General features: G+C 72.4%; 22 protein-coding genes. 7 read left to right on the top strand and 15 right to left on the bottom strand.

The genetic code is table 11. The features are described from left to right. Nucleotides 1-211: 211 nt before the first annotated feature. A complete protein-coding gene (locus tag ACFY5B_RS31210; protein WP_003966491.1) occupies nt 212-379 on the bottom strand; it encodes a DUF3117 domain-containing protein in 168 nt (55 codons plus the stop codon). A gap of 384 nt (nt 380-763) precedes the next feature. On the opposite strand from ACFY5B_RS31210, the gene ACFY5B_RS31205 reads away from it, so the two are divergent. Further along, entirely contained in the window at nt 764-1,567 is an 804-nt protein-coding gene (locus ACFY5B_RS31205) for an enoyl-CoA hydratase/isomerase family protein (RefSeq protein ID WP_389975829.1), read from the top strand. Nucleotides 1,568-1,661: 94 nt separating this feature from the next. On the opposite strand, the gene ACFY5B_RS31200 is transcribed toward ACFY5B_RS31205, so the two are convergent. Continuing rightward, nucleotides 1,662-2,249: a DNA-3-methyladenine glycosylase I gene (locus ACFY5B_RS31200; protein WP_389975826.1), complete on the bottom strand. Its 588-nt coding sequence runs from the start codon at nt 2,247-2,249 to the stop codon at nt 1,662-1,664. Then, nucleotides 2,246-2,629 carry a DivIVA domain-containing protein gene (locus ACFY5B_RS31195; RefSeq protein ID WP_389975823.1) on the bottom strand — a complete coding sequence of 128 codons (384 nt, stop codon included), beginning with the start codon at nt 2,627-2,629 and terminating at the stop codon, nt 2,246-2,248. The genes ACFY5B_RS31200 and ACFY5B_RS31195 overlap by 4 nt, the downstream gene beginning before the upstream one ends. A 145-nt stretch (nt 2,630-2,774) precedes the next feature. Here ACFY5B_RS31195 and folP point away from each other — a divergent pair, with 145 nt between their 5' ends. Then, nucleotides 2,775-3,635 carry a dihydropteroate synthase gene (folP, locus tag ACFY5B_RS31190; protein ID WP_389975820.1) on the top strand — a complete coding sequence of 287 codons (861 nt, stop codon included), beginning with the start codon at nt 2,775-2,777 and terminating at the stop codon, nt 3,633-3,635. 166 nt (nt 3,636-3,801) lie between these two features. Here folP and ACFY5B_RS31185 read toward each other — a convergent pair whose 3' ends face one another. Together ACFY5B_RS31185 and dapE are read right to left on the bottom strand one after the other, a co-directional pair. Beyond that, the gene (locus tag ACFY5B_RS31185) at nt 3,802-4,560 is read right to left on the bottom strand and encodes a TIGR00730 family Rossman fold protein (RefSeq protein WP_389975817.1); all 759 of its coding nucleotides are present in this window, start codon (nt 4,558-4,560) and stop codon (nt 3,802-3,804) included. 119 nt (nt 4,561-4,679) lie between these two features. After that, nucleotides 4,680-5,759 (bottom strand): succinyl-diaminopimelate desuccinylase, encoded by a 1,080-nt coding sequence (dapE, locus tag ACFY5B_RS31180; protein WP_389975814.1) that lies wholly within the window; start codon nt 5,757-5,759, stop codon nt 4,680-4,682. Between the two features lie 145 nt (nt 5,760-5,904). Between dapE and ACFY5B_RS31175 the strand changes: the two genes are divergently transcribed. Both ACFY5B_RS31175 and ACFY5B_RS31170 read left to right on the top strand, forming a co-directional pair. Continuing rightward, entirely contained in the window at nt 5,905-6,825 is a 921-nt protein-coding gene (locus tag ACFY5B_RS31175) for a heavy metal transporter (RefSeq protein ID WP_389975812.1), read from the top strand. Nucleotides 6,826-7,169: 344 nt separating this feature from the next. Continuing rightward, nucleotides 7,170-7,616 carry an ATP-binding protein gene (locus ACFY5B_RS31170; RefSeq protein WP_389975809.1) on the top strand — a complete coding sequence of 149 codons (447 nt, stop codon included), beginning with the start codon at nt 7,170-7,172 and terminating at the stop codon, nt 7,614-7,616. Nucleotides 7,617-7,697: 81 nt separating this feature from the next. Here ACFY5B_RS31170 and ACFY5B_RS31165 read toward each other — a convergent pair whose 3' ends face one another. Together ACFY5B_RS31165 and fdxA are read right to left on the bottom strand one after the other, a co-directional pair. Next, on the bottom strand, nt 7,698-8,789 hold the full coding sequence (locus ACFY5B_RS31165) for a bifunctional succinyldiaminopimelate transaminase/glutamate-prephenate aminotransferase (RefSeq protein ID WP_389975806.1): 1,092 nt from the start codon (nt 8,787-8,789) through the stop codon (nt 7,698-7,700). Between the two features lie 120 nt (nt 8,790-8,909). Beyond that, nucleotides 8,910-9,230, bottom strand: coding sequence for a ferredoxin (gene fdxA, locus ACFY5B_RS31160; protein ID WP_003973842.1), 321 nt, complete (start codon nt 9,228-9,230; stop codon nt 8,910-8,912). A gap of 140 nt (nt 9,231-9,370) precedes the next feature. Here fdxA and ACFY5B_RS31155 point away from each other — a divergent pair, with 140 nt between their 5' ends. Both ACFY5B_RS31155 and ACFY5B_RS31150 read left to right on the top strand, forming a co-directional pair. Next, nucleotides 9,371-10,378 (top strand): GNAT family N-acetyltransferase, encoded by a 1,008-nt coding sequence (locus ACFY5B_RS31155; RefSeq protein ID WP_389975803.1) that lies wholly within the window; start codon nt 9,371-9,373, stop codon nt 10,376-10,378. Nucleotides 10,379-10,408: 30 nt separating this feature from the next. Beyond that, entirely contained in the window at nt 10,409-11,260 is an 852-nt protein-coding gene (locus ACFY5B_RS31150; protein WP_389975800.1) for a tetratricopeptide repeat protein, read from the top strand. A gap of 114 nt (nt 11,261-11,374) precedes the next feature. Here ACFY5B_RS31150 and ACFY5B_RS31145 read toward each other — a convergent pair whose 3' ends face one another. The 4 genes from ACFY5B_RS31145 to ACFY5B_RS31130 are packed head-to-tail and all read right to left on the bottom strand — an operon-like array spanning nt 11,375 to nt 14,797. Beyond that, nucleotides 11,375-11,989 carry a response regulator gene (locus tag ACFY5B_RS31145; protein ID WP_389975798.1) on the bottom strand — a complete coding sequence of 205 codons (615 nt, stop codon included), beginning with the start codon at nt 11,987-11,989 and terminating at the stop codon, nt 11,375-11,377. Beyond that, entirely contained in the window at nt 11,986-13,152 is a 1,167-nt protein-coding gene (locus ACFY5B_RS31140) for a sensor histidine kinase (protein ID WP_389975795.1), read from the bottom strand. Before ACFY5B_RS31140 ends, ACFY5B_RS31145 begins: the two co-directional genes overlap by 4 nt. Next, complete coding sequence (locus ACFY5B_RS31135; protein WP_389975792.1) at nt 13,149-13,889, bottom strand: ABC transporter permease; 741 nt, start codon at nt 13,887-13,889, stop codon at nt 13,149-13,151. Before ACFY5B_RS31135 ends, ACFY5B_RS31140 begins: the two co-directional genes overlap by 4 nt. After that, nucleotides 13,886-14,797 carry an ABC transporter ATP-binding protein gene (locus ACFY5B_RS31130; RefSeq protein WP_389975789.1) on the bottom strand — a complete coding sequence of 304 codons (912 nt, stop codon included), beginning with the start codon at nt 14,795-14,797 and terminating at the stop codon, nt 13,886-13,888. Before ACFY5B_RS31130 ends, ACFY5B_RS31135 begins: the two co-directional genes overlap by 4 nt. Nucleotides 14,798-15,017: 220 nt before the next feature. On the opposite strand from ACFY5B_RS31130, the gene ACFY5B_RS31125 reads away from it, so the two are divergent. Then, nucleotides 15,018-15,347 carry a hypothetical protein gene (locus ACFY5B_RS31125; RefSeq protein WP_389975786.1) on the top strand — a complete coding sequence of 110 codons (330 nt, stop codon included), beginning with the start codon at nt 15,018-15,020 and terminating at the stop codon, nt 15,345-15,347. 85 nt (nt 15,348-15,432) lie between these two features. Here ACFY5B_RS31125 and ACFY5B_RS31120 read toward each other — a convergent pair whose 3' ends face one another. The 4 genes from ACFY5B_RS31120 to ACFY5B_RS31105 all read right to left on the bottom strand — a co-directional run bounded on the left by ACFY5B_RS31120 (nt 15,433) and on the right by ACFY5B_RS31105 (nt 19,774). Further along, the gene (locus tag ACFY5B_RS31120) at nt 15,433-18,090 is read right to left on the bottom strand and encodes a hypothetical protein (RefSeq protein ID WP_389975783.1); all 2,658 of its coding nucleotides are present in this window, start codon (nt 18,088-18,090) and stop codon (nt 15,433-15,435) included. Nucleotides 18,091-18,283: 193 nt separating this feature from the next. Further along, nucleotides 18,284-18,694, bottom strand: coding sequence for a DUF6113 family protein (locus ACFY5B_RS31115; protein WP_389975780.1), 411 nt, complete (start codon nt 18,692-18,694; stop codon nt 18,284-18,286). Then, nucleotides 18,691-19,551: an N-acetyl-1-D-myo-inositol-2-amino-2-deoxy-alpha-D-glucopyranoside deacetylase gene (gene mshB, locus ACFY5B_RS31110; RefSeq protein ID WP_389975777.1), complete on the bottom strand. Its 861-nt coding sequence runs from the start codon at nt 19,549-19,551 to the stop codon at nt 18,691-18,693. Before mshB ends, ACFY5B_RS31115 begins: the two co-directional genes overlap by 4 nt. A 28-nt stretch (nt 19,552-19,579) precedes the next feature. After that, nucleotides 19,580-19,774: a hypothetical protein gene (locus tag ACFY5B_RS31105; protein WP_003992731.1), complete on the bottom strand. Its 195-nt coding sequence runs from the start codon at nt 19,772-19,774 to the stop codon at nt 19,580-19,582. Nucleotides 19,775-19,813 lie beyond the last annotated feature (39 nt).

Genomic DNA, 19,813 nt, shown 5'->3' with positions numbered 1-19,813 from the left:
CCTCCGCCTTGCATCTGCACGCACCACGCCCCGCTCGGGTCGGCCGAGAGGCGCTGTCACTCCCGGCCGACCCGATCCAAACGACAGGCCCTAGCCGGGGCGCACGTTATCGGAGCGGGAGCCGGGGCAGACGAGTGTCATCGCTGGGAAAACAGCCGCCCCGGCACCGAGGTGATGCCGGGGCGACTGAAAGGGTATGGTCGCTTGCGCGTCAGCCGACGACCTTCTTGAGGGCGTCGCCGAGCGCGTCGGCCTCGTCAGGGGTCAGCTCGACGACGAGCCGACCGCCGCCTTCGAGCGGAACGCGCATGACGATGCCCCGCCCCTCCTTGGTCACCTCGAGCGGGCCATCACCCGTTCGCGGCTTCATGGCCGCCATGCTCGTTCCCCTTCCTGAAACCCAGCTCATCGTCAAAGCCGACGGCCCCTGAGAAGGGCACACGTGCGGCCCTTGTGGCAGGACACGCGACACCGGCATCGAACACATTGCTTCCAAGCCATTATCCCGCATCTCAGGACCCGATGACCAACATCAGTCGGCATCGCTTGGGCAACGCACGCGAGCAAAACCACTCAATTCGGCGATGAGACTGCGATACTCCGCCACCGCACACACTTCCGCCGAACCAATCCGGACGAGAATTGTTTGACGCAGGTCACACGTCCGGTCAGGTTCCCGGCCCGCGATCTCCGTCATGCTGTCCTGCAGACCCGGGACGTACCGGCCGGTACGTCCCGTTCCGCGACCCGGAGGGGATACGCCATGGCCGACACCGTGCTCTACGAGGTGAGCGACGGACTCGCGACGATCACGCTGAACCGCCCGGAGGCGATGAACGCGCTGAACGTGGAGACCAAGGTCGCCCTGCGGGAGGCGGTCGAGTCGGCGGCGGGCGACGGCGCCGTGCGGGCCGTGCTGCTGACCGCCACCGGGGAGCGGGCGTTCTGCGTCGGGCAGGACCTCAAGGAACACATCGGGCTGCTGGTCCAGGACCGGGAGACCGGATCGGGGCAGACCATGAGCACGGTCCGGGACCACTACAACCCGATCGTGCGGGCGCTGGCGGGGGCGGCGAAGCCCGTCGTCGCCGCCGTGAACGGGGTGGCGGCGGGCGCCGGCTTCGGCTTCGCGCTCGCCGCGGACTACCGGATCGTGGCGGACTCGGCGGCGTTCAACACCTCGTTCGCCGGGGTGGCGCTGACCGCCGACTCGGGGATCTCCTGGACGCTGCCGCGGGTGATCGGCCCGGGCCGCGCCGCAGATCTGCTGCTCTTCCCGCGGAGCATCAGCGCGCAGGAGGCGTACGAGCTGGGCATCGCCAACCGGCTGGTCCCGTCCGCTGAGCTGCGCACGGAGGCCGAGAAGGTGGCGCGGGCGCTGGCCGAGGGCCCGACGGTGGCGTACGCGGCGCTGAAGGAGTCGGTGGCGTACGGGCTGACGCACTCCCTGGAGGAGGCACTGGAGAAGGAGGACGAGCTCCAGACCCGGGCCGGCTCCTCCGAGGATCACGCGATCGCGGTGCAGGCCTTCGTCAACAAGGAGAAGCCGAAGTACCTGGGCCGGTGAGTGCGGGGCCAGGAGCGCCGTCGGGGGCTGCGGATCCTCCGTGGTTGATCGCGCCCCCGCGGCGGAGCGGCACATCGACTCAGCCCCGAGCCCCTTACGGGGCGCTCCTGGCGACGCAGGTTTCCAGGTGATCGTCCACCAGACCGCACGCCTGCATCAGCGCGTACGCCGTCGTCGGGCCCACGAAGCGCAGGCCGCGCTTCTTCAGGGCCTTGGACAGGGCCGTCGACTCGGGTGTGACGGGTGGGACGTCGGAGAGGGTCTTGGGAGCCGGACGGCCGACCGGGTCGGGGGCGTGGGACCAGATCAGTTCGTCCAGTTCGCCCGGGGTCCATTCGGTCAGCGCACGCGCGTTGGCGAGGGTCGCGTCGATCTTGGCGCGGTTGCGGATGATGCCCGCGTCGGCGAGGAGCCGCTCGCGGTCCTCCTCGGTGAAGGCGGCCACCGACGCGATCTTGAAGTCGGCGAAGGCGGCGCGGAAGCCGGGCCGGCGGCGCAGGATGGTGATCCACGACAGGCCGGACTGGAAGGCCTCCAGGCTGAGCCGCTCGAAGAGCGCGTCGTCGCCGTGGACGGGGCGGCCCCACTCCTCGTCGTGGTACGCGACGTACTCCGGGGCGGACAGGGCCCAGGGGCAGCGCGGTGCGCCGTCCGGGCCGGCCAGGGCGGCGCCGTCGCTCACGGCCGGTCCTCCCGCCGCGGCTTGTCCATGGAGACGTGGTTCTCCCCGGCGGCGGGCACCGGCCCGTGGGCGGAGGCAGACCGGGCACCGGCCAGGGCGGACTCCAGGTCGGCGATGCGGGCGTCGCGCTCGGCGAGCTCGGCGCCGAGGCGGCTGAGGGCGTCGTCCACGTCGGCCATGCGGTAGCCGCGGGCGGCGAGCGGGAAGCGAAGGCCCTCCACGTCCGCGCGGTTCACCGGCCGGTCCGGGGGCAGCGGGTCCCGCAGCCGCTCGGGGACGGCCTCGGGCAGCGGGCTGTTCTCGCCGCCGCCCACCACGGCGAGCGTCACCGCGCCGACCACGACGGCGAGCGCGACGACCAGGAACAGGAACATAACCATCGCGGGGCCCCCACGGTCGGATGGATCGGACGCTGCGGACGTCCTCCGAGTCGGATGTTGTCAGGCTCCGATCGTGCCATGTGAGTCGGACGGTTAGGGTCGCAGGCGGCACAAGACGGGACGTACCCAGGAAAGGTCACAGGGGATGCTCAGGCTGGGCAAGCGGGAATTCGGACCACACGAGCCGGTGATCATGGCGATCGTGAACCGCACCCCGGACTCCTTCTACGACCAGGGCGCCACCTTCCGCGACGAGCCGGCCCTCGCGCGGGTGGAGCAGGCGGTGGCCGACGGGGCCGCGATCATCGACATCGGCGGGGTCAAGGCCGGGCCGGGCGAGGAGGTCACGGCCGAGGAGGAGGCCCGGCGGACGGTCGGGTTCGTCGCGGAGGTGCGGCGGCGGTTCCCGGACGTGATCATCAGCGTGGACACCTGGCGGGCCGACGTCGGCGAGGCCGTGTGCGAGGCCGGGGCCGATCTGCTGAACGACGCGTGGGGCGGGGTCGACCCGGGGCTGGCGGAGGTCGCCGCGCGCCATCGGGTGGGGTTGGTGTGCACGCACGCCGGCGGAGCGGAGCCGCGGACGCGGCCGCACCGGATCGAGTACGACGACGTCATGGCGGACATCCTCGACGTGACGGTCGGCCTGGCCGAGCGGGCGCTCGCGCTGGGGGTGCCGCGGGAGTCGATCATGATCGATCCGGGGCACGACTTCGGGAAGAACACCCGGCACAGCCTGGAGGCGACGCGGCGGCTGGACGAGATGGTCGCCACGGGGTGGCCGGTGCTGGTGTCGCTGTCCAACAAGGACTTCGTCGGGGAGACGCTGGACCGGCCCGTGAAGGAGCGGGTCGTGGGGACGCTGGCGACGACGGCGGTGTCCGCGTGGCTGGGGGCGCAGGTGTACCGGGTGCACGAGGTCGCCGAGACGCGGCAGGTGCTGGACATGGTCTCGGCGATCGCGGGGCATCGGGCTCCTGCCGTTGCCCGGCGGGGGTTGGCTTAGCCCGGGCACCAGGGGGCTCCGCCCCCCGGACCCCCCGGCCTATGCCCACCCGCCACCCAAATCACCCGGACAAGAAACCCGGCTCGCCCCGCCCGAAGCGGACCGGCAGGAAGCCCGCCCCGCCCCGCCCGGCACGGTCCGGCGGAAGGCTGGGCTCCTGGAACCCCTACCTGCCCGCCTCCTTCGACACCAACGCCACCGCCTCGTCCACGTCGTCCGTCACGTGGAACAGCAGCAGGTCCTTCTCCGCCGCCTTGCCCTGGGCGATCACCGTGTCGCGGAGCCAGTCGACCAGGCCGCCCCAGTAGTCGCTGCCGAAGAGGACGATCGGGAAGCGGGTGACCTTCTGGGTCTGGACGAGGGTGAGGGCCTCGAAGAGCTCGTCGAGGGTGCCGAGACCGCCGGGCAGGACCACGAAGCCCTGGGCGTACTTGACGAACATCATCTTCCGGACGAAGAAGTAGCGGAAGTTCAGGCCGATGTCGACGTACGGGTTCAGGCCCTGTTCGAACGGCAGCTCGATACCGAGGCCGACGGAGACTCCCTTCGCCTCGAGGGCGCCCTTGTTGGCCGCCTCCATCGCGCCCGGGCCGCCGCCCGTGATGACGGCGAAGCCCGCGTCCACCAGGCCCCGGCCGAGCCGGACGCCCGCCTCGTACTCGGGCGAGTCCACCGGGGTCCGGGCCGAGCCGAACACGCTGATGGCGGGCGGGAGTTCGGCGAGCGTGCCGAAGCCCTCGATGAACTCCGACTGGATGCGCAGCACGCGCCAGGGGTCCGTGTGGACCCAGTCGGAGGGGGCCCGCTCGTCCAGCAGCCGCTGGTCGGTCGTGCTGGCCTGCACCTGGTCCCGCCGCTGGAGGACCGGGCCCAGGCGCTTCTCCTCCGGCGGCTGCTTCTTCCCCTCGGGGTTGCCGGTCGCCATGTGCGCTCCCTCCGTCGTGCCTGTCTTTCCACCTCAGCGTAGATCTACGCGGGTTACGAACGAGGGACGTGAGCATGTCCGCGATGAAGCGCCGTAAACACGGGGACGTCCCGGCGGGGTCAGGCGGTCAGCCAGTTCCGCAGGCGCTCCTCGCCCGCGAGGATCTTGGCGATCTCCACCCGCTCGTCCCGCTTGTGCGCCAAGTGGGGGTTGCCCGGGCCGTAGTTGACCGCCGGCACACCGAGCGCCGAGAAGCGGGAGACGTCCGTCCAGCCGTACTTCGGCATCGGGGTGCCGCCGACCGCCTCGATGAAGGCCTTCGCCGCCGGATGGGACAGTCCGGGCATCGCCGCGCCGCTGTGGTCGACGACCTCGAACTCCTCGACCCCGCAGTCCGCGAAGACCTCCCGGACGTGGGCGACGGCCTCCTCGGGCGTGCGGTCGGGCGCGTAGCGGAAGTTGACGGTGACGACGCACTCGTCGGGGATCACGTTGCCTGCCACTCCCCCGCTGATCCCGACCGCGTTCAGGCCCTCGCGGTACTCCAGGCCGTCGATCACGGGCCAGCGGGGCTCGTAGGAGGCCAGGCGGGCGAGGATCGGGGACGCGGCGTGGATCGCGTTGGAGCCCATCCAGCCGCGCGCGGAGTGGGCCCGCTCGCCGGTGGTCTTCAGCAGGACCCGCAGCGTGCCCTGGCAGCCGCCCTCGACCTGGCCGTCCGACGGCTCCAGGAGCACCGCGAAATCGCCCTCCAGCCACTCGGGGTGCGTCTCGGAGACGTGCTTGAGGCCGTTCAGCTCGGCGGCGACCTCCTCGTTGTCGTAGAAGACGAAGGTCAGGTCGCGGTTGGGGGCCGGGACCGTGGCCGCGATGCGCAGCTGGACCGCGACACCCGACTTCATGTCGCAGGTGCCGCAGCCCCACAGCACCCCGTCCTCGTCGAGCCGGGAGGGGACGTTGTCCGCGATCGGGACGGTGTCGATGTGACCGGCCAGGATGACCCGCTCCGAGCGGCCGAGGTTCGTGCGGGCCACGACGTTGTTGCCGTACCGGTCGACCGTCAGATGGGGCAGGGCGCGCAGCGCGGTCTCGATCGCGTCGGCGAGGGGCTTCTCGGTGCCGCTCTCGGAGCGGAAGTCGACGAGCCGGGCGGTGAGCTCCGCGGCGTCCAGCGTGAGGTCAAGCGAGGTGTCGGCCATGCCGTCGACCCTAACGCGCCAGGCCGAGGCCTCACTGTCCCCACCCTGCTCATGTCACTCCGTACTCTCCAGTACCTTGTACGGCGTGCCAGAGTCGTCCTCTCCCAAGCGTCGTGGCCGCCTCTTCCGATGCGGAGCCGCCTTCGTGGCCCTGCTCGCGGTCGCCGGGTACCTCGTCGTGCAGTACGTCACCGGGGGCTCGGGCGGACCGGGCTGCAAGGTCGTCTCCGGCAACGGCGACGGGGCGTCGTACGAGTTCACGCCCGAGCAGGCGGTGAACGCCGCCACCATCACCGCCGTGGGGACCGCGCGCGGTCTGCCCGAGCGGGCCGTGACCATCGCGCTGGCGACCGCGCTGCAGGAGTCTGCCCTGCGCAACATCAAGCACGGCGACCGGGACTCCCTCGGCCTGTTCCAGCAGCGGCCCTCGCAGGGCTGGGGCACGCCGAAGGAGATCATGGACCCGACGTACTCGGCCGGTGAGTTCTACGACCACCTGGTCAAGGTGCCCGGCTACACCCGGCTGCCGCTCACCGTCGCCGCGCAGCGCGTGCAGCGCAGCGGCTTCCCGCAGGCCTACGCCAAGCACGAGCCGGACGCCGCGCTGCTGGCCGCGGCCCTCACCGGGCAGTCCGCGGCCACGCTGACCTGCGACGGCCGCCCGGCCGCGACCCGGGCGTCGGGCCCGGACGGGGTGCGTGCCGCGCTCGTGCGTGACTTCGGGCGCGATGTGCTGGACCCGGTCGGTGCCGAGGTGGACGGTACGTCGAGGGACACGCCCACGCCGTCCCCGAGCGCCACGGACGGGACCGGCGGGCGGACCGTGACACTGCCGGTGACCGCCGACACCGCTTCGGCGACCGGGCGGGGCTCGGGGCTGCGCGGCTGGCAGCTGGCGCACTGGGCCGTGGCCAACGCCTCCGAGCTGCACATCGCGCGCGTCACCTACGCGGGGCGGGAGTGGGTGGCGGGAAACACCGCGAGCCAGTGGCGCACCGCCGCGGAGAAGGGCACCGCGGGTGCGGAACGCACCGCCGACGCTGTCCGTATTGTCACGATGCGGTAGATCGCGCAGGGGTACGGGAACTCACCCCTGGGCGTTATCCGTGCCACTCCGCACCGAGGGTGTGCGCAGGTTTTCGCACCCTCACCCCGGAACTCCGGAAAACCCTTGGGCGCACAGGGCCGGGAGGGATGCGGCGGGCTTTCCGGCAGGGGCCTTTTCGCCCGTTTGTCCACAGCCGATTATGCGACGCATTACCAATTCTTTAGGTTCCGGCGCCGCAACCTTCGCGGGTTTCAAGCGGTAGTCACTGCGGCCGAGCCGGGGGCGATCGCAGCCAGTCGATCAACGCCCGGTGTCGGTCGGACACTTCACGAACCTCTGTTCTCTCCCGTTGAAGGAGCACCATGTCCCTCCCCCTGACCCGCCGTATCGCCCGTGCCGCGCTGATCGTCGCTGCGGGAGCGGCTGCCGGGGTCGGTGCGGCCGGCTCCGCCAGTGCGGCCCCCGAGCTGCCGGCCAACCCGAACCTCGGCGGGCTGACCGCCCTGGACGGGGCGAACGTCGGCAAGACCGTCGACAGCGCGGCGACGGACGCCTCCAGGTCCGCGGGTGACGCCGGCAGCAAGACCGTCAAGAAGGCGGTGCCGGCCGCGGGCAAGCTCGGCGGCAAGACGGTCAAGAAGGCCACGCCCGTCGCGCAGAAGGCGGCCGGTGCGGCGGCGGGCTCCGCCGGGCAGCTCGTCGGTGAGGCAGCCGGTTCGGCCCAGGGCGGTCTGCCGACGGACTCCCTGACGAAGGGTGGCGTGCCCTCCACGGGCACCCTGCCGACGAAGGGCCTGCCGGTCGGCTGACGCCGAGCCCCACGTCCGAGACCTGAGGGGCCCGGGGAAGCTTCCCCGGGCCCCTCAGGCATGTGCTCACCGCGGCAGCGGTCACAGACGCCGTACCGCCGCCGCCACCCTCTCGTCCGTCGCCGTCAGCGCCACCCGGACGAACTCCGCACCGGCCGGGCCGTAGAAGTCGCCGGGGGCCACGAGGATGCCCCGCTTGGCGAGGTGGTCGACCGTGTCCCAGCAGGACTCGCCCCTGGTGGCCCACAGGTAGAGGCTGGCCTCGCTGTGCTCGATGCGGAAGCCGTGGGTGACCAGGGCCTCGCGCAGCAGCTCGCGACGGGACGCGTAGCGCTCGCGCTGGACGCGGACGTGGCCGTCGTCGCCGAGGGCCGCGATCACCGCCGCCTGCGTCGGAGCCGACGTCATCATGCCGCCGTGCTTGCGGATCTCCAGGAGCGGGCCGAGGACCGCCGGGTCACCGGCCAGGAAGGCCGCGCGGTAGCCGGCGAGGTTCGAGCGCTTGGAGAGCGAGTGGACGGCGACGATGCCGTCGTACGAGCCACCGTTGACGTCCGGGTGCAGGACCGAGACCGGGTCGGCCTCCCAGCCCAGCTCCAGGTAGCACTCGTCGGAGACGAGCAGGATGCCGTGCGAGCGGGCCCAGGCGACGATCCGGGTCAGCTCCTCCTGGGACAGCACCTTGCCCGTGGGGTTCGACGGGGAGTTCAGCCAGAGCAGCTTCAGGCCCTCGGGGTCCAGCTCCGTCGGGTCGTCGTAGGCCTCGTACGCGGCGCGTGCCAGCCGCGCGCCGACCTCGTACGTCGGGTAGGCCAGGCGCGGGAAGGCCACCCGGTCGCCGGGGCCGAGGCCCAGCTGGGTCGGGAGCCAGGCGACGAGTTCCTTGGAGCCGACGATCGGCAGCACGTGGTGGTGGGTGACGTCCCGGGCGCCGAGGCGGCGCTCCACCCAGCCGGTGATCGCGTCGCGCAGCTCGGGCGTGCCCCAGACGGTCGGGTAGCCCGGCGAGTCGGCGGCGGCCACCAGCGCCTTCTGGATCAGCTCGGGCACCGGGTCGACGGGCGTGCCGACGGACAGGTCGACGATGCCGTCCGGGTGGGCGGCTGCCGTGGCCTTGTACGGGGTCAGCTTGTCCCAGGGGAAGGTGGGCAGGCGGTCGGAGACTGCGGACACGGGTTCTGGCTCACTTTCTGGTACGTACGAGCCGGTGACGGCAAACGCCTCGGCCCCGTACGGCGATCAACGGGTGATCGGGCCGTACGGGACCGAGGCGGCACGGAGTGCGGGCCGCTCTTACTGGTTCTGCGGCGGCAGCGCGGCGACGAAGGGGTGGTCGCGCTCGATCAGCCCCAGCTTGCTGGCTCCGCCGGGCGAACCGAGCTCGTCGAAGAACTCGACGTTCGCCTTGTAGTAGTCCTTCCACTCCTCGGGAGTGTCGTCCTCGTAGAAGATCGCCTCGACCGGGCAGACCGGCTCACAGGCACCACAGTCGACGCATTCGTCCGGGTGGATGTACAAGGACCGCTGGCCCTCGTAGATGCAGTCGACCGGGCACTCCTCGATGCACGCCTTGTCCTTGACGTCGACACAAGGCTGCGCGATGACGTAGGTCACGCTGTCGTTCCTCCTCGATAGGGCGCTGGCGGGCCTCCTCAGGCTCCGCCGCCTGGCGCGCGGGAGCGCGGCGTCGTCGATGCCCGCCCCTAGTATCTCCGTTCTTGGGCATGATCCGAACAGGAGGGGTGAACTGACCTGTGGAAATCTCTGCCGCCGGGCGACTCGAGGTCCGCATCACCGCTGCTGACGTGGGTAAACGGGTCTCCGTACGGAGCTTGATCGAACATGACGCTCCGGGTGAGAAGTTCACCGACACGGTCGGTGTTCTCACATCATGGGACAGCGGTGTGCTGCTCATCACACGCAAGAGTGGCGAGAGCGTCCGCATCGCGGAATCCGCCCTGGTCGCGGGCAAGACCGTGCCCGCCGCACCGGCGCGTCGCCGTGGCCCGGCCGCCTCGTACGAGGAGCTGGCCCGGGTCGCCGCGCGGGCCTGGCGGCCCGTGGAGAGCGAACGGCTCGGTGAGTGGGAGCTGCGGGCTGCGTCGGGATTCACCCGGCGGGCCAACTCGGTGCTGCCGCTGGGCTCGCCGGGCGTGCCGCTCGACGAGGCTTTCGACGCCGTGCGGCGGTGGTACGGCGAGCGCGGACTGCCCGCCTACGTCCAGACCGCGACCGGCGCCGAGGGCACGCAGGAGCTGCTCTGCGCCGAGCTGGAGCGGCGCGGCTGGGCGCGGGAGGTGACCGCCGAGCTGTGGGTCGGGCCGCTGGCGCCGATCGCCGACCGGGGTGATCCGGCGGGGGTCGTGCTGTCCCGGGAGGCCGATGAGGCCTGGCTGGCCCGGTATCAGCGCAAGGGCGTGAGCGAGGTGGCGTTGCGGGTGCTTCAGGGCGGGCCCTCCGTGTGGTTCGCGAGCGTGCCCGGGGCGACGGGGCCGGCCGCCATCGGGCGGTGTGTCGTCGACGGGCGGTGGGCCGGGTTCGCCGCCGTCGAGGTCGATCCGGCGCTGCGGCGGCAGGGTCTCGCGACGGCCGTGATGGCCGCGCTGGCGCGCCGGGCGCTCGACGAGGGCGCCTCGGCCGCGTGGCTCCAGGTCGAGGCGGAGAACGCGGGAGCGCGGGCGCTGTACACCCCCATGGGCTTCGCCGCGCACCACGTCTACCACCACTACCGCGCGCCGGACGCCGACGGCACCGGCCGGTAACCGATCGTCGCGAGAGGGCACGAGCCAGCCATGCGTCCCCCGTATCCCCCGTCCCCCGAGCGTTCCGCCGAGCTGCGGCGGCGGTTCGCCGAGGAGGCCCGCTCGGAACGGCCCGATCTGTCGACGCTGTGCCTGCTGGTGGGCGCGGAGGCGGACGGGGAGCTGGACGAGGCGGGCCTGGACGCCGCTCAGGTCGAACTGGACCGGCTGGCCGGACTGCTGCCGTACCGGCCCGCCGGGCCGCGGGCCTGGGCGGCCGCCCTGCGGGAGCTGCTCGGTGACCGGATGGGGTTCCACGGCACCCCGGGCGACTATCAGCGCCTGGAGTCCTCGCTGCTGCACGAGGTGCTGGTGCGGCGCAGGGGGCTGCCGATCCTGCTGTCGGTGGTGTGGATGGAGGTGGCCCGGCGGGCGGGGGCGCCGGTCTACGGGGTGGCGCTGCCGGGGCACTTCGTGGTCGGGTTCGGGCCCGAGGAGGGGCAGGTGCTCGCCGATCCGTTCGACGGGGGCCGGGTGCTGACCGGGGCCGACGCGGAGTTGCTGGTGGCCGGGGCGACGGGGGCGCGGCTGGACGCGGCGATGTTGCGGCCGGCGGATCCGCTGGATGTGGTGCTGCGGATCCTGAACAACGTGCGGGCTTGGGCGGCGGCCCGGCCGGAGCGGTCGGATGTGGCGTTGTGGGCGGTGGAGTTGTCGTTGCTGCTGCCGTCGCATCCGGCGCGGTTGCGGTACGAGCGGGCGCAGTTGCTGGTGCAGCGCGGGGAGTTCGTGGCCGGGGCCGTGGAGTTGGAGGCCTATGCGGAGGTTGTCTCGGCGGTGGACGAGGGGGCCGCGGAGCGGGTGCGGGGGGAGGCTTTGGCGGCCAGGGCGATGTTGAACTGACCTCTCGCCGCAGGGCTTCGCGTGGTCTCGCGTGTGCGGGCGCGTGGGGGCTGTTCGCGCTCACGCGGCGGAGCCGCATATCGACACAGCCCCGCGCCCCCAGGAGGGCCGGATCTACAACCAGCCCTTTTCCCGTGCCACCCGGACCGCTTCCGCGCGGTTCCGCACCGCCAGTTTCTGGATCGCCGTGGAGAGGTAGTTGCGGACCGTGCCCTGGGACAGGTGCAGGGCCGTGGCCACTTCGGCGTTGGTGGAGCCGTCGGCGGCGGCCCGGAGGATCTCTCGCTCCCGGTCCGTCAGCGGGTTGGCGCCCTCCGCCAGGGCCGCTGCCGCCAGGGTCGGGTCGATGACGCGTTCGCCGGTGAGGACCTTGCGGATCGCCTCGGCGAGCTGGGCGGCCGGGGCGTCCTTGACCAGGAAGGCGTCGGCGCCGGCCTCCATGGCGCTGCGCAGGTGGCCGGGGCGGCCGAAGGTGGTGAGGATGACCAGCTTCACGGCCGGGAGTTCGGCGTGCAGGCGGGCCGCGGCCTCTATGCCCGTCGCGCCGGGCATCTCGATGTCCAGCAGGGCCACGTCCACGGGGTGCGCCCGGGCCGCTTGGAGGACCTCGTCGCCGCGGGCCACCTGGACCACGACCTCGATGTCCTCCTCCAGGCCGAGCAGAGCGGCCAGGGCCTCGCGGACCATCGACTGGTCCTCGGCGAGCAGGACCTTGATCGTGCGGCTCATGCCGGGGATCCTACGTCCGCCGGTCCGGCCGTCGGCACGCGGGCGACCAGACGGAAGCCGTACTTGGACGGGCCTGCCTCCAGGGTGCCGCCCGCCTTGGTGAGGCGCTCGGTCAGACCCGCGAGGCCGTTGCCGTCGCCGGTGTCCTTGCCGCCCGAGCCGTCGTCCTCGACGCTGAGTTCCAGTACCGGCCCGTCGAGGGTCTGACGGCCCAGCAGCTCGACCGTGCAGCGGCGGGCGCCGCTGTGCCGTACGACGTTGGTGACCGCCTCGCGCAGCGCCCAGGCGAGGGCGGACTCACTCTCCTCGGGCACGTCGGCGAGGGCGGGTTCGGCGGGCAGTTCGGCGGTGACGCCGGCCGCGGTCAGGGCGACCCGGGCCCCGGCGAGTTCGGCGTTCAGCCGGGGACGGCGATAGCCGGTGACGGCCTCGCGTACGTCGACGAGGGCCTGGCGGCTGACCTGCTCGATGTCGGCGACCTGCTGGGCCGCCTTGTCGGGACGGTCGGGCAGCATCCGCCCGGCCAGCTCGCTCTTCAGCGTGATCAGGGACAGCGAGTGGCCGAGCAGGTCGTGCAGGTCCCTGGCCAGGCGAAGGCGCTCCTCGTTGGCGGCGAGCTGGGCGACGGTCGCACGGGCCTCGCGCAGGGCGATGGTCGTCCGGACGAGTTCGCGTACGCCGGTCATCGCGAAGCCGCCCAGCAAGGCCGGGATGAGCAGCCCGGCCAGGTAGGAGTGTCCGTCCGGCGCGGCGAACGCCACGGCGGTCAGCAGCGCGCAGGCGCCCGGGATCGTCCAGCGGGCCATGCGCAACGGCAGGGCGGCACCGGACGCGATCGACACGTACACGAACAGCACCAGCCACTCGCGGCCCAGGGTGAGGGCGAGGAGCGTGGACTGGGCCGCGAGGACCCCGAGCGAGCCGAGCACCAGGCCGTTGCGCTCACCGCGGCCGGTGCGGAAGACCAGCAGCATGTACCAGGTGACGAAGGCGGCCAGACCGAGCCAGCCGAGGATCCGCACGCCGGTGCTGTGGCCGCCGTGCAGCAGGTCGGAGACGGGTGCGCTCAGGTAGACCAGCCAGATGCCGGTCCACAGCGACTTCACCACCCGCTGTCTGCGGTTGACCGGGCGCTGCCCGATACCGACGCCGACGTCGTTCACGCCTTCAGGGTGTCCTTCCGGTACAGCCAGGCCGCGCCGCCCGCGAACAGGACGAACGACACCACGAGGACGGCGAGATCCTGGACGTGCGGGGCCCGGCTCTGCTCGATGGCCTGCCCCAGGGCAGCGTACGCGTGCGTGGGCAGCCACTTCGCGATGTCCTGGAGCCAGCCCGGGAAGGTCGTCGTGGGCATCCACAGCCCTCCGAGCATGGACAGGCCGAAGTAGGTGATCATCGTGATCGGCCGGACCGCGTCCCCGCTGGCGAGATAACCGATGGCGACGCCGAGCGCGGCGAAGACGAGACTGCCGGCCCAGATCGCGCCGGTGAGGGCGAGCCACTGCCAGGCGTCCAGGCGTACGTCCTTCACGGCCGCGGCGACGGCGAAGACGATGACGATGGACGGCAGGCTGACGACGGCCGCGCTCGCGGTCTTGGCGAGGACGTAACCGCGGCCCGGCAGCGTGGTCAGGCGCAGTTGCCGCACCCAGCCGCCCTCGCGCTCCTTGGCGATGCGCTCGCTGTTGCCCATGAGGACGGCCGTGAGGGCGCCGAAAGACGCCATGGAGACCATCATGTACGTCGGGAGGGTCAGGCCGCTGCCGGGGACCTCGGTGGTGCTGTCGGCGTTGCCCGCGATGATCAGGAACAGCACCGACGGGTAGATCACCGAGAAGAACAGGAACTTGCGGTTGCGCAGGGCGCGGGTGAGCTCCAGCTTGATCAGGCTGTTCACTTCGACTTCGCCTCCTCGGCGGTGGTGATGGCGACGAAGGCCTGCTCCAGGCCGAGTCCGGCGACTTCGAGGTTGCGGGGGTAGACGCCGAGGCCGTACAGGGCGTGGACGGTGGCGTCGGCGTCGGAGGACTGGATGCGCACGGTCCGGCCGGAGATGTCGATGGCGGTCAGGAAGGGCAGGGCACGCAGGGCGGGTTCGTCGACGGTGCCCTCCACGTCGAAGGAGACGCGGCGGGCGCCCGCCTTGGCCTTGATCTCGGCGGCCGTGCCGTCGGCGAGGAGGCGGCCGCGGTGCAGGACGAGGACCCGGTCGGCGACGGCGTCGGCCTCTTCGAGGTAGTGGGTGGCGAAGAGGACGGTCCGGCCCTGGCCGGCCTGCTCGCGCATGGTGGCCCAGAAGGCCTGGCGGGTGGTGACGTCCATGCCGGTGGTGGGCTCGTCCAGGACGATGAGGTCGCTGTCGCCGGCGGTGGCGAGGGCGAAGCGGACGCGCTGGGCCTGTCCGCCGGAGAGCTTGTCGACCTTGCGGTCGGCGATCTGCGCGATGCCCGCGCGGGACAGGACCTCGGAGGGCCGGTACGCCCTTGGGTGCAGGTCGCAGGCGAGCCGCACGAGTTCGGCGACCGTGACCTCGTCCATGAGGCCGCCGCTCTGCAGCATGGCGCCCACGCGCCCGGCGACGATGGCCTCCCGGGGGCCGGTGCCGAAGAGCCGGACGGTGCCGCTGTCGGGCTTCTTGAGGCCGAGCAGCAGATCGAGGGTGGTGGACTTGCCGGCGCCGTTGGGGCCGAGCAGTGCCACGGTCTCCCCCGGCCTGAGGTCGAGGGTCAGCCCGTCCACGGCCCGGACGGCGTCGTACGCCTTGCTCACCTGGTCGAACGCGACCACCGAAGCTGTCGTTGTCATACGGACATCGTGGCTTCGGGGGTGCCGGCGAGGGCAGTGCCGGGTGTCCGGAGTGCCGCATGACAGTTGTCATGCCGGGGGCCGTCCGAGAGGTGCCCGGAACCCCCTTCGCGGGACGTGCCGGGGACCGGGAAACCCGTGGCATGAACGCGCTAAAGCCGCTAGCTTGATCGCCGCCCGACCGGACCTGTCGGGCACACCACAAAGGGGGAACACCTCGATGCGCAAGCTTCTCGCCGGTGCCGCCACCACCATGATCGCCTTCGCCGGTCTCACCTTCGCCGCCCCGGCGCAGGCTGCCACCTCGGACACGACGTCGGTGCAGGCGATCAACTGCCATGCCAAGGAGAGCGTCCGGATCCGGCAGTCCAAGTCGACCGGCTCAACCTCCCTCGGCCTCTTCCCGAAGGGCGCGGGAGCGGAGTGCGGCGGGGCGTCGGAGGGCGGAACCTTCACCGCCTGCGGCTACACCAACGGATACTTCTGGATCGCGATCAACTACCAGGGCATCCGGGGCTACGTGGCCCTCTACTGCATCACGCGCCCGTGACGTCCATGCACCCGTGAGCTCACGACATGGGTGAACGACGGAGCCCCTGCCCGGCGAGGCAGGGGCTCCGTCGTTCACGCGGGGATCAGTTCGGGTTGGTGTCGATGACTCCGACGCGCTCCGCCGGAGTCTTGCCGCGCAGGGCCTTGCGCAGGGCCGTGACGACGTCCTGCGGCGTGACGTCGCGCTTGCCGCTCGCACCCTCGATCTGCACGCCGTCGAAGGTCTGGCCGTACGCCTCCTGGAGCGCCTTGAGGTTGTACGTGTCCACGAGCTTGCCGTCGACGGCCTTGAAGCTCAGGATCTTCGGCAGCGACAGCGCGCCGAACGGGATGCTGTGCGCGGCGTCGGTCTGCACGATGGCCTTGGCCGACATCGCGGGCTGCGCGAAGTCCTTCAGGACCCGGTCGACCTCGGCGTTCGAGATGGTCGGCTGCCTGGTGGTGGTCGGGAGGTTCACCGTGCCGGCCGTGCCGGTCTCCACCTGGGTGCGGTACGCCTCCTCCACCGTGGTCGTCGCCTTGGCGAGGTCGATGCCCTTGCCCACCTTGCCGTACACGGGGACGGCCTTGCCGCCCTTGAACTCGATCGTGCCGTCGGTCGACGCGCCGGAGCCGCCCGCCGCGTCCTCCAGGGAGGCGTGCAGCTTCTCCTCGTCGACGGGCATGACCGGCGTGACGGCACGGTGGTTGCCGAAGAGCGAGGCGATCACGGAGACCGGGTTGTAGTCACTCTTCGCCGCCGCGTCGGCCGTGGCGTCCATGTCGAACTGCAGGCCCGCGTTGTCCGGGTCGAGGGCAACGGTCTTGCCGCCCACCGACAGCTTCAGCTCCTTGCCGACGTTCTTGTCGAATGCCTCGTCGAGCTTCTTGACCGCGCCGTCGCGGGTGGTGCCGCCGATGTCGACGCCGAGCACGGTGGTGCCCTTGGGCACGTCGGTGCGGTTCATCAGCAGACCGGCGCCGTAGACGCCACCGGCGAGGACGACCACGCCGACGGCCAGCAGCACGAGCTTGCTGCGGCCCTTCTTCTTCGGTGCCTTCGAGGAACTCGCCGGGGGCGGCGAGACCGGCTCGGGCAGCTTGGGGGCGGCGTGGGGCACCGGGCCGTCACCGGGGGCGCCCGGGGCGAACGGCGAGGCGCCGCCGGACGGTACGACGGGGATGCCGCTGGTGACCGTGTGCCCGGAGACGTTGTCGTGCCGGGGGCCGTAGCCCGGGCCGTCCGACGGCTCGGGGGCCGGCTTCTGCGGGGTGAGGATGGCGGTGTCGTCGCTCATGCCGCCGCCGGGGCCGGGGCCTGCGGTGCCGGGAGCGGGGGTGCCGCCGGGGGCGCCGGCGAGCGGGCCGGTGGCCCCGGGGCCGCCAGGCGCTCCGGGAATACCAGGAGCACCGGGGCCTCCCGGCCGGCCGGGCTCGTCGAAGGCACCGGGCGCTCCAGGGCCGTTGGGCCCACCGGGGCGGCCGGGGCGGCCGGGCTCGTCGAAGGGACCAGGAGCTCCTGGGCCGCCGGGGCGGCGGCCGGGCTCGTTGAACGCCTCGGGGCCACCGGGCCTGCCCGGGTCACCGAAGCCGCCGGGGCCGGAGGCGCCAGGGCCGCCGGGGCCACCAGGGGCAGCGGGTGCGCCGGGGGTGTTGAAGGCGTCATGACCGCCAGGACCGCCTGGCCCGTTGCCGAAGCCGTCAGGACCGCCTGGACCGCCCGGCCCGTTGCCGAAGCCGTCAGGACCGCCAGGACCGCCCGGCCCGTTGCCGAAGCCGTCAGGACCGCCTGGCGCGTTGAAGCCGCCGGGGCCACCCTGCCCGCCGGGTGCGTCGAAGCCGCCCGGGCCGCCGGCCGGCGGCACCATCGGGCCGTCGCCGGTGACCGGTCCGCCGGTCGGGCCGGCCGGGCCCTGCGATCCGGGACCGCCGGACGGACCGCCGTAGCCACCCTGCCCGCTCTGCCCGCTCTGCCCGTTCTGTCCGTCGCGGCCGTTCTCGGAGAAGTACGGCAGGTCGTCGCGGCGTGGTTCGCCGCCGCCCGGGGCGGGACGCGAGCCGTTGCCCAGCGGGCCCGCCGCGAGGGCCTCGGTGACGTCGAAGGAGCCGGTGCCGCCGCCGTGCCCGGGCGCGACGGGGCCGCCGGTCGCGCCGCCCGGAAGCCCGGCACCGTTCGTACCCCCGGACCGGGAGCCGCCCGGCGCGCCCATGGAGCCGACCACACCTCCGGGCCGCCCGGCACCCGGCCGCGCCCCACCGGACGCGCCGGAACCCGGTGCCGCGCCACCGGGACCGCCCGCTGCCGGACGCGAACCGCCCGGCACCCCGGCCCCGTTGGTGGAGCCGCTGCCCGGACCGCCCTTGCCGCCGCCCGACTTGCGGGGCGCGAACCAGTCGCTGGCCGGCTTGTCGTCGCCCGGCTGACCGGGCTCGGCGGGAGGCTCGGCCGGCGACGGGGGCGGGGCGGTGCCAGGCGTCGCCGTCACCTCACCGCTGGTGTCGGTGTCGGCCGTGTCCTCCGTCTCCGCGACGGGCTTGCGCACCACCACGGGCGGAATGGGCCGCGACCCGGGGATGTTGATCCGGATCCGGGTCGTCAGCGTGGTCTCGGTCTTGCGTTCCTCCGGCCGTGTGGCGGAACGGCCCGCGTCCGCACCGGCGTCGGTGACCGCCGGAATCCCGTACGGCGGCGTACCCGACGGGTAGGCGGCTCCGCCGCGCCCGTTGGGCCCGGAGGACGGAGTGTCAGTTTCACGACTCAAGGCAGGTTCTCCCGGTTGGCTCCGCCGCCCGTCACGACCTCACGATGGGGGTCCCCCTGCACGAGCGAAGTCGAGCGCTTGGGGGAGGCTCGGCGGCGCGCACCACCATACTGGCCACTTCTCGCCCGTATCCCGTGACCGCCGTGGAAACCCACACCGGACCCCCACGGCCACGTCCTGGCGAAGTGGTACGTCATTTGGCAAGTCGGACGGGGCCGCCGTCCGGTTGCCGCCCCGGGGCGAGGGTGGCGCAGATCACAGCCACGGCGATGCCCCCGAGCAGGAAGAGGTAGGAGCCGCTCCCCGCGGCGAAGAGGAAGTCGCCCTCGGGACGGCTGGCGGTGAGCAGGACGACGGCGAGCATCCAGCCGGCGGCGGCCGCGACGCCCCCGGCCCGGCCGCGGACGGCCCATGAGGCGCCCAGGACGGCTCCGGCCTCTCCGGCCAGGGCGAGCAGCAGCCCGCCCGGGAACCACCCGGGCTGCACCAGGGCCCCGGCGAGGCCGACCACGGCGCCGAGCACGAAGAATCCGAGGCAGGCGCCCACGCGTCCGGCGGTGGGCGGGCGCATCGGCTGGGCCAGCATCGGCGTCCGGTCGCTCATGAGGCCTCCTCGAGACCGGCGAACAGGTCCGTCTCCCGCTCGCCGGGTCCCGCCTCGCCGCGCACCAGCTCGTAGTACTCGGCGGTGAGGATCGGCTGGGCGAGTTCGTTGGACAGCACGAAGTACGGACCGTCCACGGTGATCTGGGTGGCGTGAGCGCGCATCGCGGCGGCCTTGGCGGCGGCGTGGGCGGTGCCGTCGATCACGGTGGTGATCCGCTCCTCGGGCACGACACCCGGGACGTCGTCGACGTCGGCGGCCTTGGTGAAGGCCGTGCCGGGCAGGTCCTCCCTCAGTCGCGCGAAGGACTCCTCCACAACCGGCCGGGGGACCCGGTTCCAGTAGACCTTGGGGATCGGCAGGCCGGTGTCGGCGGAGAGTTCCGCGGCGCGCATGGCGACGCGGTGGGCCTGGATGTGGTCCGGGTGACCGTAGCCGCCGTTGTCGTCGTAGGTGACGAGAACCTGGGGGCGTACCTCGCGGATCACCTCGACGAGGTGCGCTGCGGCCTCGTCGACGTCGGCCTGCCAGAAGCAGCCGGGGTCGTCGTTGTCGGGCAGGCCCATCATCCCGGAGTCGCTGTAGCGCCCGGCGCCGCCGAGCAGGCGGAAGTCCTGGACGCCGAGCTCAGCCATGGCGGCGGTGAGCTCACGGCGGCGGTGCTGACCCAGGGCGGCGCCCGTCAGATGTGCGAGCCCGGGCGGGATGACCTCGCCGCGCTCGCCGAGGGTGCAGGTGACCAGGGTGACGTGGGCACCCTCGGCCGCGTACCTGGCCATGGTCGCGCCGTTGTTGATCGACTCGTCGTCCGGGTGCGCGTGCACCAGTAGCAGACGCCGGTCGGGCAGTTCCGTCATGGGACCAGCCTACGAGGTCCCACGAGGCTCAGAACTTGATGCTGCCGATCATGCCCGCGATGTTCGTCGTCAGCTCGCTGATCGTGGGAGCGACGGTCGAGGAGGCGAGGTAGAAGCCGAGCAGCATGCAGACGATCGCATGCCCCGCCTTCAGTCCCGACTTCTTGATCAGCAGGAAGACGATGATCGCCAGCAGCACCACCGCCGAAATCGAGAGTGCCACGGCGGTTCACCTCCAAAGATCCACGAGGGCGCGGGGGGT

It is taken from the genome of Streptomyces sp. NPDC013187 (assembly GCF_042899705.1).
Lineage (GTDB): Bacteria > Actinomycetota > Actinomycetes > Streptomycetales > Streptomycetaceae > Streptomyces > Streptomyces hawaiiensis_A.
This window is presented reverse-complemented; position numbering and strand designations above follow the sequence as displayed.

Bases quoted from the DNA above. Each gene is read 5' to 3' on its own strand.
- ACFY5B_RS31150 (WP_389975800.1), top strand. From the start codon at position 10,409: ATGCGTCCCCCGTATCCCCCGTCCCCCGAGCGTTCCGCCGAGCTGCGG.
- ACFY5B_RS31195 (WP_389975823.1), bottom strand. From the start codon at position 2,629: ATGGTTATGTTCCTGTTCCTGGTCGTCGCGCTCGCCGTCGTGGTCGGC.
- ACFY5B_RS31205 (WP_389975829.1), top strand. From the start codon at position 764: ATGGCCGACACCGTGCTCTACGAGGTGAGCGACGGACTCGCGACGATC.
- ACFY5B_RS31145 (WP_389975798.1), bottom strand. From the start codon at position 11,989: ATGAGCCGCACGATCAAGGTCCTGCTCGCCGAGGACCAGTCGATGGTC.
- ACFY5B_RS31130 (WP_389975789.1), bottom strand. From the start codon at position 14,797: ATGACAACGACAGCTTCGGTGGTCGCGTTCGACCAGGTGAGCAAGGCG.
- ACFY5B_RS31125 (WP_389975786.1), top strand. From the start codon at position 15,018: ATGCGCAAGCTTCTCGCCGGTGCCGCCACCACCATGATCGCCTTCGCC.
- ACFY5B_RS31185 (WP_389975817.1), bottom strand. From the start codon at position 4,560: ATGGCGACCGGCAACCCCGAGGGGAAGAAGCAGCCGCCGGAGGAGAAG.
- dapE (WP_389975814.1), bottom strand. From the start codon at position 5,759: ATGGCCGACACCTCGCTTGACCTCACGCTGGACGCCGCGGAGCTCACC.
- ACFY5B_RS31170 (WP_389975809.1), top strand. From the start codon at position 7,170: ATGTCCCTCCCCCTGACCCGCCGTATCGCCCGTGCCGCGCTGATCGTC.
- folP (WP_389975820.1), top strand. From the start codon at position 2,775: ATGCTCAGGCTGGGCAAGCGGGAATTCGGACCACACGAGCCGGTGATC.
- ACFY5B_RS31115 (WP_389975780.1), bottom strand. From the start codon at position 18,694: ATGAGCGACCGGACGCCGATGCTGGCCCAGCCGATGCGCCCGCCCACC.
- mshB (WP_389975777.1), bottom strand. From the start codon at position 19,551: ATGACGGAACTGCCCGACCGGCGTCTGCTACTGGTGCACGCGCACCCG.
- ACFY5B_RS31210 (WP_003966491.1), bottom strand. From the start codon at position 379: ATGGCGGCCATGAAGCCGCGAACGGGTGATGGCCCGCTCGAGGTGACC.